Source organism: Pseudomonas sp. UBA6315 (assembly GCF_002438125.1).
GTDB lineage: Bacteria > Pseudomonadota > Gammaproteobacteria > Pseudomonadales > Pseudomonadaceae > Aquipseudomonas > Aquipseudomonas faucium.
The window spans coordinates 1-17,164 of sequence record NZ_DJTF01000089.1; the positions used below are offsets into that span (position 1 = coordinate 1).

Below are 17,164 nucleotides of genomic sequence, written 5' to 3' on the forward strand. Positions count from 1 at the left end.
AGTTTTCGGTCAGCGGCAACAACAATGACCTGTCTACAGGCACTGGATAGCAACGCGGGTGCCATCGCTTCAGCAATCGAGCGCCTACGCATGTAAGCCGCCTACGGGCGGCATTTTGCTGCTCGCGATATTCTGGAATTGGCCACCACGAGGTACGCCGCAAATTGGTGTGGGGTTAGGCACCGATCCAGCCTGAACAGTACGAGCAGATTTGCTCGCCTCCTCCATATGTTCTATATCCAGAAACCGCCCCCGCTCTATGCACAGATCGCTGTAAGACAGCATGGCAATAGCACAATTGAAACTTGGACTAAAATCCCGCACCACCTTATCCGCCGCTGTGACTTAAAGTTCACAGCGGCGCCAGAATAGCACCAGCTAGTCTATACCCGCACACAAAGACCTGATGCATTTCACAAGACATCTATTTAATGCCACTCAGCATTTCTTGCAAAATAGTTTGACGCTTCAACCGATCTCCACTTACTTCACCTAGCCCTTGAAGAATCTCTACTATCTGAGTAAATAGCCTAGTAGTAGTCTCGCTATGCTGTTGCATCACCGAAATTATTTTTTGAGCCTGCTGCTCTGCCGCCTTTGAGTTCAAATGCGGAACAGCGGGCTCACATACAATTGCTCTCACCATCGTCAACATGTGCCATTTAAAGCGCTTCATATTTTGAGGAATAGTACTATTCGATACTAGCAAGTTAAAACGATACATAGTCAGACATGCAGCATAGAAAATTGACTCCTTAACAGAGTCTGCAAACATTGTATCCGTCAGCTCATCGTACATTTGCTTGGGGTAACGACCCGACAACTCGGGCTTATTACACCACATTGAAGCCACACACTTGGCTGCAACATTGAGCGAAAATATTCTAACAGCAGGAATACCTAAACCTACGTACTGACGATCTCGGCGCTCAAGGTACAGCCGACTATCTTCACCCTCAAATGCATTAAAATACTGCTCAACGCGTCGAATTATTGGGCGCAACGAGAGGAATTGAGTATCTTCAACCTTACTCTGACTGTTAGTAGCGCGAACCAGATCTGAAAAAACGTCTTCTAGTTGAGTTTTAACGACTTTGATATTAACCATAACATCCCCCAAGTCCTGACGCTTTTGGAAGAGGACGTTGGAAGTTTGACATCCGTTGACTATCTGGTAATTAGTTAAATGCAATGTCGTGCCTTGCAGCTTTACCTCGGGACAAACCAAGGTAATGCCATTGTTCAGGACAGGAAAACGGCTAGCACCATCAGAGGCAAGAGTCGCCGCAATCGAAGCATTTACAATATTATCCTCACCAAGGAACGATCTAACGTTTTCTTCAAAAACCTGCCCACGCAGATTTCCATCAGGCGTTACCAGTAAGTTATTTACAAAATCACTGGCCTTAACCACCGCGAGGTACGCCTCATCGATACCCGCAATATTAGGCAGTGCTGCATGACTGAATACAGGGAGACTTGCTTCAATACCAGAATAAGTGCTAACCCACAGCTTAGTCAGCTCCTCCCTATCAATGAAACGTATATCAACGTCATGAAACAGGCCCAATTCGTTTATTTGAAGAACAAAATCCCGCAAGGCTGTCTCCAACGCCTCTGGACGCTGATAAATCCCCGTTGTCACAAAACGTGCCGTCAAAGAAGGACGGCCATTACGAAGCTTTGGTACCTCCTGAACTACAGTATCAAACATCGCCCTAGCTTCGACTAGCACCTCATCCGTAGCCGCATAAGGGGTCTGATTAATAAACCGCAAGACTCCCTCTTTGAACTTTAAGAACTCACCAAGATCAAATCCTTCAGTACGTTTCGCCTGGACGAAAATCACATCAACGTCGTGATTGCGTCGCGGGGTAGCAAAAGTTGCTTCTGTATCCTCGCGCGATGTGGCGATGCTTTCATCTATGACGATTGCTAACGCGTCAATTCCATCATCACCAGCAGCCGTAACTACGTCATCTAAATCGAATGTACCGCTATAGCGATTCGCAATTACACAATGAGCTGTAAATTTCTCGAATTGAGTAGCTTCATCATCTGCCTCAAGACCAAAGCTCGCAACAAAACTATTAAAGTGAGCCTGAACAATTCGGTGCATTGCCAACATAATCTCCTTACTGCATCGATCGCCGGATGCAAAAATCACTCAACTAGTTCACCCTCAGGCTCGACTCACGAGCAACTGGTTGGAACTTAAAAACTTTCGCCACTATGCTACATTATATTTGCGGCCGCGAGCCTGACACCAATGTGGTGTCACAGCTTTTTACTACTCGTACAGCGAGATTGCACCCTTTAACTGCTCTGAATAACCGTAGATATCATCAAGAGAAGAGATAGGGTGCCGAGTCTCATTCTTATCGGCATCGAACAAACCAATATACTTCTGACTCCGATTGAAATGCAACCGACAGATGGGCTTTCGATTATTGTCATCAAGCAAGATACCGAAGTAACTTTTAGTATCACGGTGCACTATACGCTTAGCATCCACGACTGCACGGACAATAGCTTTAACAATATGGAACCCTTCCAGTTCTTCAAGCGTAGTTTGGATTTGCTCTTCAGCACTCTCTTCACTAGCTTCTGCAGCCGAGTTGCTTTCAATCGCCTCCATAGCGTAGGACGGCTCGACAGCACCACTCATAGCCGATTTCAGGCGATCATTAATTTGATCCCCTAAAAACTGAATAGCAGCTTTACGCGTCAAAGTAGTAAACTGCTCTCTAACCTTCTGGGTTATGATTCCATCGTAGACCCGCGTAGCGAAAAACTTAACGAAGTCGTCACTTGGCTGACTGAATTGCGAGGCCATCTCCTTCTTGATCTGTCCCACATACTTCAACTCACCGGCAGCACTGATGATCGAATCCACATCGAATGCAGACTTGGTCAGCTTCTGCAGTTCAGGTAGGGCGTGCTCGTCTATATCAAGAAGGTCCAGCTCCAAGAACGGCTTCTCGTCCATCTTGTTAGGGGCATCAAGATCAGTGAAGAACCGGTAGACCTGCCCATTTGTCAGAATGGAGATACGGGCAGTGGTGACATGGAAATATCGGAAGAGCTGGCTTGCATGGTTGATGTGCAGCGGCTCACCAATTTTCTTACATTCGATTAGAATCTGGATTTCGCCATTCTTCATGATGGCATAGTCGATCTTCTCTCCCTTCTTCGTCCCAACGTCGCAGACGTATTCGGGCGTTACCTCAGATGGGTCGAAGACATCGTAACCTAGGACAGAGTTGATGAAGGGCATGACGAAGGCAATTTTTGTCGCCTCTTCCGTTTGGATTGCAGGCCCCTGCTGGCGGATTTTGGCTGATAACGCGTTCAGTCGCTCTACGAATTCCATCTCTCGCTCCTCGCTCAGATGCCACATCCTAGTAGCAGAGCCACCGTACTGGCAATTGCAAATCATCGGTAATGGAAGGGTAAAAAGCGACGCGACCAGATGACAGGGCAGCGCCAAGATTGGTGTAACCAGACAAGGGCAATGGAGAGGAGAAACATCGAAGCTAGAATCGCCAGCACAGTGCACCACTTAGGTGTACCCAAACGCTGTCACACTTCGAGATTTTTGAGAGAGAAATCCTCGAGAAATCAAGCAATTGCGTAATGGAGGCAACCCCAACAGGCACCACCAGTACCAACGGTCTATCCTCGCTCACCTGCTTTTATCCGCTTTAGATCTCGCACAAATCAGATGCGGAGATCTTTGAATAACTCTCTGAGTAGCTGTGCTATGGTCTCGACTGGTACTCCTGCCCCATAGGTATCAAACGTGATCGTGCCGGAGGCATGACCCATGACCGCCTGAGCATGGGTGATCGGTACCCCTTTGGCTTGCATCAACGACGCTAGTGAATGCCGCAATGAGTGGAAGACCAATCCGCGTTCATAGGCATCCCCTAAAGTAGTAGGGATAGCTTGCTGATTGACCCACTCACCCGATGGCCTGTAACCAAACTGGGCTAGCGCTTCGCTCCCACTGTTGTGCATTGCATCGACGTACCTTAGAAATGCTGTTAGGTCGAAACCGTACGCGCCATCAGTAAGTGGCACTAGTCGCTCACTCTGCTTGTTCTTGATTGACTTCCCCTCACCTGCCTCATTGATGTGAATTGCAACAAGGCCAGACTCTGTGGTCACAACGTCCCCGACCGTTAACTGGCATATCTCCTTCAGCCGCCCACCAGTGATGATTCCGAGGCTGAGCAGCCATCGTTTCCACGAAGTCTCTGGGAGGCCGTTTGCATAGTCCATCAGCTTGCTCACCTGGTGCTGGGTGAAAGCCTTACGGGTCGATTCAACCCCCTTTGTAAGCTTCAGTTTCTTGTCGTAGGTCTTACTCAGATGGCCGTTCTCGACGGCCCAGGTAAAGACTGCCGAAAGCTTCACGATCAGCTTATTCACGGTCGAAGGCATCCGACCTTCTGACAGACGCTCTCGGAACTGCACAAGGTCTGCTCTGGAATGTGTCCTCAAATCCAAACCTTCCAGATTCTCAGAAATCACCTTGTGGCACAGGGTCGTCTCCTTCAAGGTCGTGGGCTTCTGGCCCCCTCCACGATCAGCCATGTAAAGCTGCGACAGCACATCGAAGGTCATAGGGGTTGCCGATGGTTCTGTTGCCGTACTCATCACCTCACCATTGGGAGCGAACACCGACGAGGGGCTAACAGCAACGTTCCGGTACAAATCCCCCCAATGGCGTAATGGGTGGCCGTCATCAGTAGACATCAGCGTACTGCTCACCAACGTCAGCAGATGCTCCCGCAGATCGTTCCATGAGGCATCAGGATGATCCAAGTGGAATGCCTGAAGTGATGACGTGAGATGACCAGATGTCTGCATTGCCCATCTGCGATCAGTGGTCTTCAGAGAGACAGAAACCGTCCTGTTCACGCTGCCAGTCACACGAAGGCGTAGGTAGTAGATACCGTGTCGTCGGTAATGGTACGGACTCGCCAGCCGGCACGTTGGCCTCAAGGGAAGCGTGCGGTTTGTGACAGCACTTGTGACAGAGTGCTCCTGTGGAAGGGTGTTCATGGTGGTTAAGCCCTTGTAATCACTGGGTTAACCCTTTCCCTCTTTGTCGTTCTGGATGTATTGCCGAGAGGATTTGCGCAAGCTCAAGCGGATCACCCTGTTGTGGGATTACATCCGTGGGGTGACGGAGGCGAATGCGCCGTTGCTGATGGGTGAAACGCGCGAGATACGCTTCGCCCAGGATTGAGTGACTGTGGGAGCGGGCTTGCCCCGCGAACACGGGCGAAGCCCGTGCCAGCCTGCTCGGGTGTCTGTGCTGGCCTCTTCGCGGGGCAAGCCCGCTCCCACAGGTTTCGGCCACACATCCGCCATGTGACTGTCAGTAGGACGCCACCACGATCGACACCCGGCGGTTCTCGGTACGCCCGGCAATGGTCCGGTTGTCCGCCACCGGCTGGCTGCTGCCCAGCCCGCGGGTGACGATGTTCTGCGCCGGCATACCGACGCCGATCAGCGCCTTGGCCACACTCTGCGCGCGGCGCTCCGACAGCTGCTGGTTGTACGCCGCCTTGCCCGAGGCATCGGCATGGCCGTCCACCCGCACACCCTGGATCCCCACCCCCAGCAACGCCTTGCCAATGCGCTCGACAATCGCCTCGCTCGGGCCGTTGAGGCTGTCCAGGTCGCTGCCGAACAACACCTTGCCCGACAAGTCGAACGCCCAGCCCTCCTCAGTCGGGGCAAAGCCTTCGCGCTTGAGCACGGCGATCTGCTCGGCGGTGAGCCCCTTGGGCGTGCTTTGGCAGCCGGTCAGCGCCAGCAAGGCCAGCAGGATTGCGAGGACGGGATAACGCAAACGATGAATCACGGTTCAGCTCCTGTTCTTGAACTCGGCGGCGGACCGTTCCGTCTGCGCCGCTTGCCATTGGCCACGGCGCTTGCGCTTGGCCTGGTACATCGCCGCATCGGCGGCATTGAGAAGGCTGGCAGGGTCGCTGCCATCCTCTGGGTAATAGGCGATACCGACGCTCAGCGAGGTGGTCAGGGTGCCGCCCTCGTCGAGCTGCATCGGCAGCTGCATGCTGGCGATGATCTTCTCGGCGATGCGTTCGGCGTCCTCGCGCGACTGCAGCGGCGTGAGCAAGATCGCGAACTCATCACCGCCCAGCCGCGCCACCAGGTCGTGCTCGCGCAGTTGCGCGCGCACGCGGTCGGCGATGTTGATCAGCACTTCGTCGCCCACGGCGTGGCCGAGGCTGTCATTGATCTGCTTGAAGTGGTCGCTGTCGAGGAACAGCAGCGCCAGGTGGTCGCGCTGCCGGGCAGCGTTGCGCAGGCTGCGGTTGAGCCGGCCTTCGAAGAAGGCACGGTTGGGCAGGCCGGTGAGGCTGTCATGGCTGGCCTGGTGCGCCAGCACCGCATTTTCGTTCTGCAGGTGGCTGTGCCAGACCTCCAGCTCGTCGAGCAGGGCATTGAAGTCGTTGCCCAGTTCATTGAGCTCGGCAATCGGCGCTTCCGGCACGCGCCGGTCGAAACTGCGCTCGCGGCGGGCGGCGTGGGCGACGCTGGCCAGGCCGCGCAATGGGCGGACGATATCGCCGAGCATGCGCTGCGACAGGTACAGGGCGACGAAGGCGCTGAGCACCGTGCAGAACAGGATGCCGGCAAGCCCGCCAAGCAGGAACAGCAGCAGGCTGCGGCCCTGGGCGATCAGCTCGATGTGCCCCACCTGCTGTTGCTGGTGATAGATCGGCAGGTTGACCGGCTGGTCCAGCAGCGCCGTGGCGACCTGGGCTTCCAGGTGCGCGAGCATGCCATCGTCGCTGCGCTGCCAGTGCGCCAGCGCCTCGCCGTCGTTGTTGAACACCTTGGCATCCGCCACCTCCTCGGTACCGGCGATCAGCGCCAGCGCTTCATTGGCGGCGGCGCTGTCGTCGAAGACCACGGCGGCTTCCACGGTGTAATTGATGGAGCGGGCAATCAGGTGCACGTTGTGGTTGGCGTAGACACGCAGGGCCAATACGCCCAGCAGGGTCAGCGAGATGCCGGCAAGGCCCACGGCCAGCAAGGCCACGCTGAGGTGGCCACGGCCCAGCACCGAGCGCAGGGTCGGGCGTACCACCGGCTTTTTCCCAGGCTTCATGGCTGCACCGCCCGGCGCCGCGACAGCTGCAGCACGCTGGGGTGGATACGCACGCCGGAGCGCGCCACGGAGTCCAGGTTGACCTCGAAGGCCACTTGCTGGTCACCAACCCGCAGGCAGAACAGGCTGCCGACTGTGCAGGGGTCGTCGGCTTCGCTGATGCTCAGCACCGGGTGGCCGCTGATGGCCTGGAACAGGCGGTCACGCTGGCCGGGGTCGAGCTTGCCGATATAGACGGCGTCGCAGGCCTCGGCCAGCTGCCGGTCGTCGGCCAGCAGGCGGCGCACTAATAGCGGTTGGCCAGCCCGTTGCACGTTGCTCTTGATCAAGTCGTCGGCATATTCGGTGGGGCCGACCAGGCACAGGCGCAAAGGCGTCGGCTCGGTCGGCCAGCGGGCGTAGCTGAGAATGCCCAGCACCACCTGGGTCACGGCCTTGGCGCGTTGCTGGGCTTGGGCGGAAGTGGCGGAGCCGTCCGCGAGGGCGGGGCCGGCCAACAGCAACAGGGCGGCCAGCAACAGAGAAAGCGCACCGCCTGTCAACCGCTCCCTGGCCCCTGTCATGTGAGAATTCTCTCAAAACCCTATATGAACTCGGCGCAACGATAGCACAACGCTGGCCTCCTGGAGGAGCGCAGCCTTGTGTCGTCTTGAATGGCCTCATCGCCGGCAAGCCGGCTCCCACCGGGGGCATGGCTTGCCGGCGATGGGCTCAGAGCTGCTCGAGCATGAGGCCGGAAATACGCCGGACCTTGCGCAACACCGCCTCCTCGAAAATGCCTTGGCGTGGCTCGATCAGGCTGAAGCAGTGCTTGGCCCGGGTGATGCCGGTGTACACCAGCTCCTTGGTCAGCACCGGGTTGAGCGCGTCCGGCAGCACCAGCGCAGTGTGGCTGAACTCCGAGCCTTGCGACTTGTGCACGGTCATGGCGAACACGGTTTCCACCTCGTTGAGGCGGCTGGGCAGGACGAAGCGCACCCCGCCGTTGCCATCGTTGCGCGGGAAGGCCACGCGCAGCAGCGGCTCGCCCTGCTCGTCGGGCAGGCGCAAAGCGATACCGATATCGCCGTTCATCAGCCCCAGGCCGTAATCGTTGCGCGTGACCAGCACCGGGCGCCCTTCGTACCAGGGCTGCTGGCTGTCGATTAGCCCGGCGTTGTGCAGCACCCGCGCCACCCGCTCGTTGAGCCCTTCCACCCCCCAGGCGCCCTTGCGCACCGCGCACAGCAACTGGAAGTCTTCGAAACTGTGCAGCACCTTGGCCGCCCATTGCTCCCAGCGCGGGTCGTCGAAGGGCGTGCCGGGTGCCGGGCGCAAGCGGCCGATGGTGCGCAGGTAGCTGCGATAGCCCTGCGGCCCGTCGGCGCCGCGGTTCAGGCCATCGAGCAGCAGGCGGTCGAAGGCGCGGTCCTGCTCGCCGCGCAGGGCCAGCCCGAACACATCGCTGGGCGGCAGGGTCAGCAGGTCGCGCGCCGCCTGCGCTTGCTGACGGTTGACCAGGCGGGCCAGCTGGCCGATGCCACTGCCTTCGCCAAAGCGCCGGGAAAAACGCAGCATCACCACTTGCTGGGCCAAGGGCTGGCGCTGCTCATCACCGGCCTTGAGGCCACTGCCGGCCAACGACTGGCCGCCGATCTGCTCCAGCCAGGCTTGGGTCTTTGGCGAATAGCAGCCCTCTTCGGCATCACGGCACAGGTCGCCCAGCACCGCGCCGGCTTCGACCGAGGCCAGCTGGTCCTTGTCGCCGAGCAGCACCAGGCGGGCCTTCGGAGGCAAGGCATCGAGCAGGTTGGCCATCATCTCGAGGTCGATCATCGAGGCTTCGTCGACCACCAGCACATCCAGGGGCAGCGGGTTGCCGGCATGGTGGCGGAAATGCCGCGACCCCGGGCGGCTGCCGAGCAGCCGGTGCACGGTGCTGACATCGGTGGGGATCTGCCCACGCACCTCGGCGCTCACCTGCAGGCGCTCGACCTGCTGGCCAATCGATTCGGTCAGGCGCGCCGCCGCCTTGCCGGTGGGGGCCGCCAGGCGGATGCGCAAGGGCCTGCCCTGTTCCACCGCCGGGGCCTGCAACAGGGCCAGCAAACGCACCACCGTGGTGGTTTTGCCGGTGCCGGGGCCGCCGGTGATGATGCTGAAACCGGCGCGGGTGGCCAGGGCACAGGCCAGCTTCTGCCAGTCGACCTGGCCCGCCAGGGCGCCCGCGTCGAACAGCTGCGCCAGGCGCGCCGGCAGATCGGTGGGCGTTGCCTCGTGCAGGCTCAGGCGCTGGCGCAAGGTGGCATCGATGCGCCGTTCATAGCTCCAGTAGCGGCGCAGGTACAGGCGTTCGCCGCTCAGTACCAGCGGCCGTGCCTGCTGCCCGGGGGTATCGGCGGCGGCCACCAGCGCACTGGCGGCGATGCGCTGCAGCCAGGTGCGCAGGTCGAGGTTGGCGAGCAGTTGGGAAGGCAGCAGCAAAGGGCCGCTCAAGGCGTCGCCCTCCGGCGGCAGCGACAGGGCGAAGTCCGGCTCGGCGAGGGTTTGCTGCAAGTCGAGGCAGACATGCCCGTGGCCAAGCTGGTGGCTGGCCAGGGCGGCCGCCAGCAGCAGCAAGGGGTCGCTGCCGGGCGCACGCTCTTCGAGGAAGGACACGAAGGCCCGGTCCAGCGCCCGCAGCCAGCCACGCTCCACCCAGCGGTCGAGCAGCTGCAGCAGGTCGCCGCTGCTGTGCTGCGGCTGCAGCGCCTGCAAGTGTTCGGCGTTCAGCGGCGTGGGCAGAAGGTCGTCGAGGGTTCGGCTCATGGCGCGACTCCGGCAAACAGGTCCTGCTGTTGTGGCGGATGAACGCCACGGAACAGTGCGTCGAGCGCTTCGATCAGCGCGCGCGGGGGCTTGGCGAAGTACACGCCATGGCCACTGCGGCTGGCGCCACGCAGGAAGATCAACAAGGCGCCGCCGACATCGCGGTCGTAGTCGTAATCCACCAGCCGCGCACGCAACTGCCGGTGCAGGGCCAGCAGGTACAGCACGTACTGCAGATCGTAACGGTGTTCGAGAATGGCCTTTTCCATGGCCTGCGCGTCGTAGGCCAGGATGTCCGGGCCGAGCCAGTTGGATTTGTAGTCGGCCACGTAGTACCGCCCCTGCCATTCGAACGCCAGGTCGATGAAGCCCTTGAACATGCCATTGAGCAGGGTCGGCTGGGCCGCCGGGCGCGCCGCGCCGGCGTGGGTGTGGCGAACCACCAGCTGGTCGAGCTGCTCGGCGTCGACCTGATGGCTGGCGAACCAGAACTCCATTTCGATCTGGTACTGCTGCAGCTGGGCCAGCGTCACGCTTGCATCCTGGGCCGGCAACGGCTCGTTGAGCAGCTGCTGCAGCCATTGGCTGAGGGTGGGGATCCAGCCCGTCCAGTCGCGGCGGTTGCAGCGCTGGCCGACCGTGCGTTCGATCAGCCCGGGGTTGCCGGCGACTTCGGCAAAGCCTTCTCGGCCGGCCCATTCGAGCAGGCCATGGAGGAAGGTGCCGGGGTTCGGGCCACGCGGGAAGCGATGGATATCGCCACCCTCTGCCGGAGCTTGACGCACCAGCTGGGCATCGACCACTTCGTCGTCGAGCAATTGCTGGGCCAGGGAGCTGTCGGCGCCGAGGGTCTGTTCACCGACCCGCAGCGCACTGTAGGAGGCGATCCACCAATGTTCGGACGCTGCGCGTCGCGGCTTGCGCGCCGGCAGCAGCTCGCGCTCGGCATGGGGCGGCTGGTAGCGCTGCTCGTCAGGCTCGGGCAGGCCTGGGCTAGCGATGTGCGGGCAATCGCACAGCAAGCCCTGCAGCCAATCCGACAACTGCGCCGAAGCCGCCAACGGCAGGCCGCCACCCAGCAGGTAGCCCAGGGCCGAACGGTGCAGTTGCGAGCTCTTCTGGCTGCCGCGCTTGAGGTCGGCGACACCCAGCCAGCAGGCGTGCTGGGCACGTGTGAGGGCGACGTAGAGCAGGCGCAGGTCTTCGGCCAGGCGTTCGTCGTCAGCCTGGGCAATCTGCTCCTGGTCCGGGGTCAGGGTGAGTTGCACATTGCCGAGGCTGTCGTGCCAGGCCAGCGGCAGGCGGCTGCCATCCACCGGTTTGCTGGTGCAGATGAACGGCAGGTAGACCAGTGGGTATTCCAGGCCCTTGGACTTGTGGATGGTCACCACCTTGACCAGCTGCTCATCGCTTTCAAGGCGCAGGATCTGCTCTTCGCCGGCCTGCCCGGCGTTGGCCAGGTGCTCGGCCAGGTGGCGAATCAGCGCCTGTTCGCCATCCAGCTCGCCGGCCGCCTGCTGCAGCAGCTCGGCCAGGTGCAGCAGGTTGGTCAGCACCCGCTCGCCATCGCTGCGGGCGATCAGGGTGCGCGGCAAGTGGAAGTCGTGCAGCAGGTGGCGCAGCATCGGCAACACGCCCTGGCGCTGCCAGGTGTCGCGGTAGCGACGAAAACGCATCACCCAGCCTTCCCAGACGCGCTCGTCCTGGTTCAACTGGTCCAGTTCGGCCAGCGACAGGTCGAGGGTCAGGCTGGCCAGGGCGGCCTTGAGCAGGCGTTCGGAATCGGGTTCGGCGCAGGCCTTGAGCCAGGCCAGCAGGTCGTGGGCTTCCTGGGCGGCGAATACCGAGTCCTTGTCGGAGAGGTAGACGCTGCGCACGTCGCGGGCCGCCAGTTCAGCGCGCACCAGCTGCGCCTCGAAGCCATCGCGCACCAGAATGGCGATGTCCGAAGGCAGGCACGGCTGCAGCTCGCCCTGGGCATCGCGAAAACCGCTGACGCCGCGCTGGCCGCCATTGAGCAAGGCGACGATGTGGCTGGCACAGCTGGCCGCCAGCTGCTGGCGGTACAAGGTGCTGGAAACGGGCTCATCGCTTTGCAGCTGCCAGCATTGCAATGCCGCAGTGGGCTGGCCGTCGATCAGCAGCGTTTCGCTGCGGCCCTTGGCGCGTACTTCGATGAACGGCAGCGGGTTGTCACCGTTTTCGCGGAACAGGAATGCCCCCCGCCCCTGCTCACGCCCTTCGGCCTGCAGGAACACCCGGTTGACCGCAGCCACCATCGCCTGGCTGGAGCGGTAGTTGGTGTCCAGGCTGTGCAGGCGGCCGGCGGTGGCGCGGCGGGCGGCCAGGTAGGTGTAGATGTCGGCGCCGCGGAAGGCATAGATCGCCTGCTTGGGGTCGCCGATCATGAACAGGCCGGTTTCCGTGCGGTTCTCGCCGATGCGGTAGATGCTTTCGAAGATGCCGTACTGAACCGGGTCGGTGTCCTGGAATTCGTCGATCAGCGCCACCGGGAACTGCTCGCGAATCAGCCCGGCCAGGCGCTCGCCGGCCTCGCTGGCCAGGGCGTGCTGCAGGCGCAGCAGCATATCGTCGAAGCCCATTTCGGCGCGGCGGCGCTTTTCCACTTCGAAACGCGCCGATACCCAGGCGGCTGCGTGCTCGAGCAGGTGCGCATCGGGGCTGGCCAGCGCCTGCAACTGTTGGGGCAGGCCCTGCATGGCCAGCAGCGCCGGATGCTCAGGCGGCGCGCCGACCTTCCACGCTTCGGCCATGCCGGCCGGGGTCAGGCGGGTGAAGCCGGTGCCCAGGTCGAGCTCCACTTCCTGCTCATCGCCGGCCCAGGTGCGCAGCTTGTCGAACCAGGGCTCGAAGAAGCGCGCCTGCAGCTTGCGCCCATCCGCTTGTTTGCCGGCAACTGCGTCGCGGCAGATCTGCTGCAGCTCGTCAGCCCATTGCAGCCAGGGCGCCTTGAGCTGCTGCAGCTGATTGATGCGCTGTTGCAGCGCGGCATCGATCAGGGCTTGTGGCTCCTGTTCGTCCTGGTGCAGGCGCACCCGGCCGAACAACGGGCGGATGCGCGGCAGCAATGCATCCGGGCTGCCCCAGTGGTTGCGCACCCAGTTCAGCGCTTCGCCATGCATGCCATAGCAGAAGCGCCGCCAGTAGTCGCGCATGACCTGGCCAAGCAAGTCGCTGTGGTCGGTTTCCAGGCTCTGGGTGAACAGGCTGCCGCTGTCGAAGGCATGTTCGCGGAGCATGCGCTGGCACCAGCCGTGGATGGTCGACACCGCCGCTTCGTCCATCCACTGCACCGCGACCTCCAGGCGGTTGGCACAGCGGGGCCAGAGCGCCTCGGGGTAGTCGTCACGAAGCTGGTGCAGCAGCGGGTCGGCGGCTTGCAGTTCGCCCCGGAAAAACCGCGCAGCCTCGGCCAGGCGCGCGCGAATACGCTCGCGCAGCTCCTTGGTGGCAGCGTCGGTGAAGGTCACCACGAGGATCTGCGGCGGCAGCAATTCGCGGCCAAAGCCTTGCTCGCCGCCATGGCCGAGGATCAGGCGCAGGTACAGCGCAGATATGGTGAAGGTCTTGCCGGTGCCGGCACTGGCTTCGATCAGTTGGCTGCCGTGCAGGGGGAAACTCAAAGCCAGGGGACGGGCCTGGGTCATGCGCCACTCTCCGGGTTGCCCAGTGTTTGCCAGGCTGCGCTGAATAACGGGCGGTACAGGGTTTCGCACCAGCCTTCGAAGGTTTCGTCGGCGCTGAGCGCGCTGAAGTCACGGAACTGCCGGGCCAGGGCCAGGCTTTCGCTGCGCTCGCCGAAGCTGGTGCGGCCATCGCCTTCGTAGGCCTTGATGGCGGCGGCGAGGGCTTTGTCCGGGTCTTGCTGGGCCAACCAGGCGAACGCGGTCTTGGCGGCAACCGGCAGCGGTGCGTTCATCGCCGCCTGGCGGGACACCAGCAGATGGCCCAGCAGTTCGGCAGCCTCGCCTTGTGGCAGTGGCGCGAGCAGCAGGGTGATGTCGCTGGCCAGCAGTGCGCTGTGCAGCGGATAGCCTGCGGCGCAAGCCGCCAGGTGCATGACCCAGCTGGGGATCAGCCGATGCCACTTGAGGGTGCGCCCGGCGCTGATGGTATTGGGCACCGTGCTGATGCTCAGCAGGCTTTGGTCTTGTGCCTGGTAGACCCGGCCCAGCCAACCCTCGAGCCGGTGATCGGCGTGCTGGAAGTGAATCGGCAGCGCGCCCTCGACCACGCTGGGCCAGCGCTGCAGGAGCTGGCGATGGCGCTGGAGCAGGTCGGGCAGCGGCTGGATCAGCTCGGCCTGCAGGATTTCACCAAACCCGGCCAGGGGCAGCATGCCGCACGCCTGCAGGCGGCGTGCCTGTGCCTGCAATGCCTGTTCGGCCTGCTCGGGGTCGGCCAAGGCTGCGCCGAGCAGACTCTCGCTGGCGCTGTAGCGTTGCAAGGCGTCGAGCACGAAAGGCTCTTCGTCCGGCGTCGGGGCTTCCAGCGCCTCGAAGAACACCTTCAGCCGTTGGCTGAAGAAATGCCGTACAGGGTGGCGGAGAAAATTCTGCAGCTGCGTGAGGGTCAGGGCTTCGTCACTGGCGTAGGGCGGCAGGCCCGCATCTGGCGGCGCTTGCCCATCGGCCTGCTGGTGCAGTAACTGCCACTCATGGGCATAGCTGAACAATGCGCTGCCTTTCTGGAAGTAGCGTGGGCTGAAGGGCTGCAGCGGGTGCTCCTGGGTCAGCGCATGCAGCAGCTGCTCGCCGGCCTGCGGGCCATCGGTTACGCCGGCCGGGCGCCATCCGGCGGACAGATGGTCACGCAACTGGCCGATCAGCACCGAGGCCGGGCGCTCGCTGTTGTCGCGAATGCTACGGCCGACCCAGCTGATGTAGAGCTGATCGCGTGCCGACAGCAGGGCTTCGAGCAGCAGGTAGCGGTCATCCTCGCGGCGCGAGCGGTCACCTGGGCGGTAGTCGCTGGCCATCAGGTCGAAGTCCAGCGGCTGCTGGGCACGCGGGTAGTCGCCATCATTCATGCCCAGCAGGCAGACCACCCGGAACGGGATGGCGCGCATGGGCATGAGGGTGCAGAAGTTCACCGAGCCGGCGAGAAAACGCTGGGACAACTTGCCCTGGTCCAGCCCCGACAGCCACGCCTCGCGAACCACGGTGAGGGGAAGCAGGTCTTGCAGGGCAACACCTTCGCAGACTTCCAGCCAGCTATCGCGCAGCTCCTGCAATTGCATCAGCAAGAACTCGTCGTGCTCGCCCTCGGCCAGGAAAAATACCTGCAGCAAGGCTTGCAGACGGTCACCCCATTGCCCGGCGGTCGCGGGCTGGGACAGGGCCTGGTAGGCCACATCGAGGGCATCGAGCAATGCCACCAGCGGGCCGATCAGCGCGGCATCCAGGCCGCCGATCTCGTCATACGGCTCGATGCCGTCGCAGCCCTCGCCCACGCCCACGGCATAACCAAGCAGCATGCGGCGCAAGCCGAAACGCCAGCTGTTCTGCTCAAGGCCTGCGGGCAGGCCAAGGGTGGCGCGCTGTTCGGCATTCAGGCCCCAGCGGATACCCGCGCCTTCGATCCAGCGATGCAGCGTTGGCAGGTCGCCTTCGCGAATGGCGAAGCGCGCGCGCACGGCAGGTACATCGAGCAGGTCGAGCACTTCGCTCACGGCGAAGCGGCTATCGGGCAGCTTGAGCAGATGCTCCAGGGCAATCAGCAAGGGATCGCGCCCGCGCTGGCCCTGGTCGGTGAGGGTGAAGGGGATGTAGCGCGGGTCTTTGCGTTCCAGCTGGCCGAATACGGCGCGGATGTGCGGTGCGTAGGTGTCGATCGCCGGCAGCATGACGATGACATCCCGCGGGCGCAGCGTGGGGTCGGCACTGAAACGGGCGAGCAACTGGTCGTGGAGGATCTCCACTTCGCGTTGCGGGCTGTGGGCAACGTGAAAGCGCACCGAGCGGTCCTTGGCGAGATCGACTTCGGGCCAGCGCTCGCGGGTTTCGGCGAGGGGGCGCAGTTCGAGAATGTCGTCCTGCAGCTGGTTGAGCAGCGTGGTGGGCTGGCCCTCGCTGAACAGGTCGATGCGCCCTTCGCTGAACGCGCCCTGGTAGCTGCCTGGGTCGTCGTAGCTGTCGAGCAGGTTGATGTAGTCACGGCCCTGTTTGCCCCAGGCGGCCAGCAAGGGATGGGCATGCTGGTGCAGTGATTCGTCATCGAGCTGCAGGGGCATGCCTTGCTTGCGTTGCTGGCGTTTGTACTGGTGGCGCAGCAAGTCCTTGTCGGCAACGATATCGCCCCAGTGATGGCGGCAAGGGTTGTGCACGCACAACAGCACCTGGCTGAAGCGGGCAAGGCCGGCCAGCGCTTCCAGCGCCTGGGCGGGCAAGGACGAGATGCCAAACACGATCACCCGCGAAGGCAGGCCGGCAGGTGCCTGCTCTAGGGTGTTGATGCGCTCGATGAAGCGCTGGTGGACCCCGGCTCGGCTCTGGGCCATGCCCTGTTCGCCGACATCTTCGAGCAGCGCCCGCCACAGTTCAGCCTGCCAGCGGTTGCCCGGGGCCAAGGGTTTGCGTTCGCTGCGGGCGGTGTTGAGCACGTGGTTGCCGGCGGCCCAGTCCTTCAGCCAATCGGCGCGGTAGACCTGGTACTGGTCGAACAGGTCGGCCAGGCGCTCGGCCAGCTGGTAGCGCTTGCGCAGGTCACTGTCGTCGGTGAGGAACCGGCGCAAGGGCTCGAAGTGGGGGCGTTCGATCAGTACGGGGAGCAGGCGCATCAGGCGCCAGGTCAGCGGAGCCTTGTCGAGCAGCGAGACTTCGGGAATCTCTTCGCGGCCCAACACTTTTCTGTACAACTGCCACATGAAGCTACCCGGCAGTTGCACGTCGATGGCGGCGGCTATGCCGCAACCGCCCAGGTCGTCTTCCTGGGGGTCTTCAGCGAGGGCGAGCTTGAGCCATTGGGCAATGCCGTTGCTCTGTACCAGCGCGATTTCGTTTTCCAGCGGAGCCAGGGGGTAACGGCGCATCCAGCTCACTACCAGGCTGCGCAGGTCGTCCAGGCGGTTGCCGTGGACAATCATGAAGCCTGGGTGAAGTGAAGTGGTGCTGGCCATTCAAGGTCCTCTGGCGGGCGTTGCGAAATGAGGGGGAACGATATCACGGCTGGTAAACAGCCAGAAAAGACAAAACCCCTACCTGC

At 61.6% G+C, this 17,164-nt stretch carries 9 protein-coding genes and 1 pseudogene; 1 reads left to right on the forward strand and 9 read right to left on the reverse strand.

What is annotated here, in order from left to right; all coding sequences use genetic code 11:
- Positions 1-424: 424 nt before the first annotated feature.
- The 3 genes from B3E94_RS11845 to B3E94_RS11855 form a co-directional block, all read right to left on the reverse strand.
- Positions 425-2,119, reverse strand: a complete 1,695-nt coding sequence (locus B3E94_RS11845; RefSeq protein WP_286913639.1) for an AIPR family protein — start codon at positions 2,117-2,119, stop codon at positions 425-427.
- A gap of 171 nt (positions 2,120-2,290) precedes the next feature.
- Positions 2,291-3,373: a type I restriction endonuclease gene (locus B3E94_RS11850; RefSeq protein ID WP_286913640.1), complete on the reverse strand. Its 1,083-nt coding sequence runs from the start codon at positions 3,371-3,373 to the stop codon at positions 2,291-2,293.
- 347 nt (positions 3,374-3,720) lie between these two features.
- Positions 3,721-4,875, reverse strand: a complete 1,155-nt coding sequence (locus tag B3E94_RS11855; RefSeq protein ID WP_286913641.1) for a tyrosine-type recombinase/integrase — start codon at positions 4,873-4,875, stop codon at positions 3,721-3,723.
- Between the two features lie 244 nt (positions 4,876-5,119).
- Between B3E94_RS11855 and B3E94_RS11860 the strand changes: the two are divergent.
- Positions 5,120-5,257, forward strand: a pseudogene (locus tag B3E94_RS11860) (LysR family transcriptional regulator); the annotation flags it as partial.
- Between the two features lie 132 nt (positions 5,258-5,389).
- On the opposite strand, the gene B3E94_RS11865 reads toward B3E94_RS11860, so the two are convergent.
- The 6 genes from B3E94_RS11865 to recC all read right to left on the reverse strand — a co-directional run bounded on the left by B3E94_RS11865 (position 5,390) and on the right by recC (position 17,078).
- Complete coding sequence (locus B3E94_RS11865) at positions 5,390-5,878, reverse strand: OmpA family protein (RefSeq protein ID WP_286913643.1); 489 nt, start codon at positions 5,876-5,878, stop codon at positions 5,390-5,392.
- Between the two features lie 3 nt (positions 5,879-5,881).
- On the reverse strand, positions 5,882-7,153 hold the full coding sequence (locus B3E94_RS11870; RefSeq protein WP_286913644.1) for a diguanylate cyclase domain-containing protein: 1,272 nt from the start codon (positions 7,151-7,153) through the stop codon (positions 5,882-5,884).
- Positions 7,150-7,716, reverse strand: a complete 567-nt coding sequence (locus B3E94_RS11875; protein WP_286913645.1) for a YfiR family protein — start codon at positions 7,714-7,716, stop codon at positions 7,150-7,152. Before B3E94_RS11875 ends, B3E94_RS11870 begins: the two co-directional genes overlap by 4 nt.
- Positions 7,717-7,864: 148 nt before the next feature.
- The gene (gene recD / locus B3E94_RS11880) at positions 7,865-9,940 is read right to left on the reverse strand and encodes an exodeoxyribonuclease V subunit alpha (RefSeq protein WP_286913646.1); all 2,076 of its coding nucleotides are present in this window, start codon (positions 9,938-9,940) and stop codon (positions 7,865-7,867) included.
- The gene (gene recB / locus B3E94_RS11885) at positions 9,937-13,608 is read right to left on the reverse strand and encodes an exodeoxyribonuclease V subunit beta (RefSeq protein ID WP_286913648.1); all 3,672 of its coding nucleotides are present in this window, start codon (positions 13,606-13,608) and stop codon (positions 9,937-9,939) included. Before recB ends, recD begins: the two co-directional genes overlap by 4 nt.
- Positions 13,605-17,078: an exodeoxyribonuclease V subunit gamma gene (gene recC / locus B3E94_RS11890; RefSeq protein WP_286913649.1), complete on the reverse strand. Its 3,474-nt coding sequence runs from the start codon at positions 17,076-17,078 to the stop codon at positions 13,605-13,607. Before recC ends, recB begins: the two co-directional genes overlap by 4 nt.
- Positions 17,079-17,164: the final 86 nt, after the last annotated feature.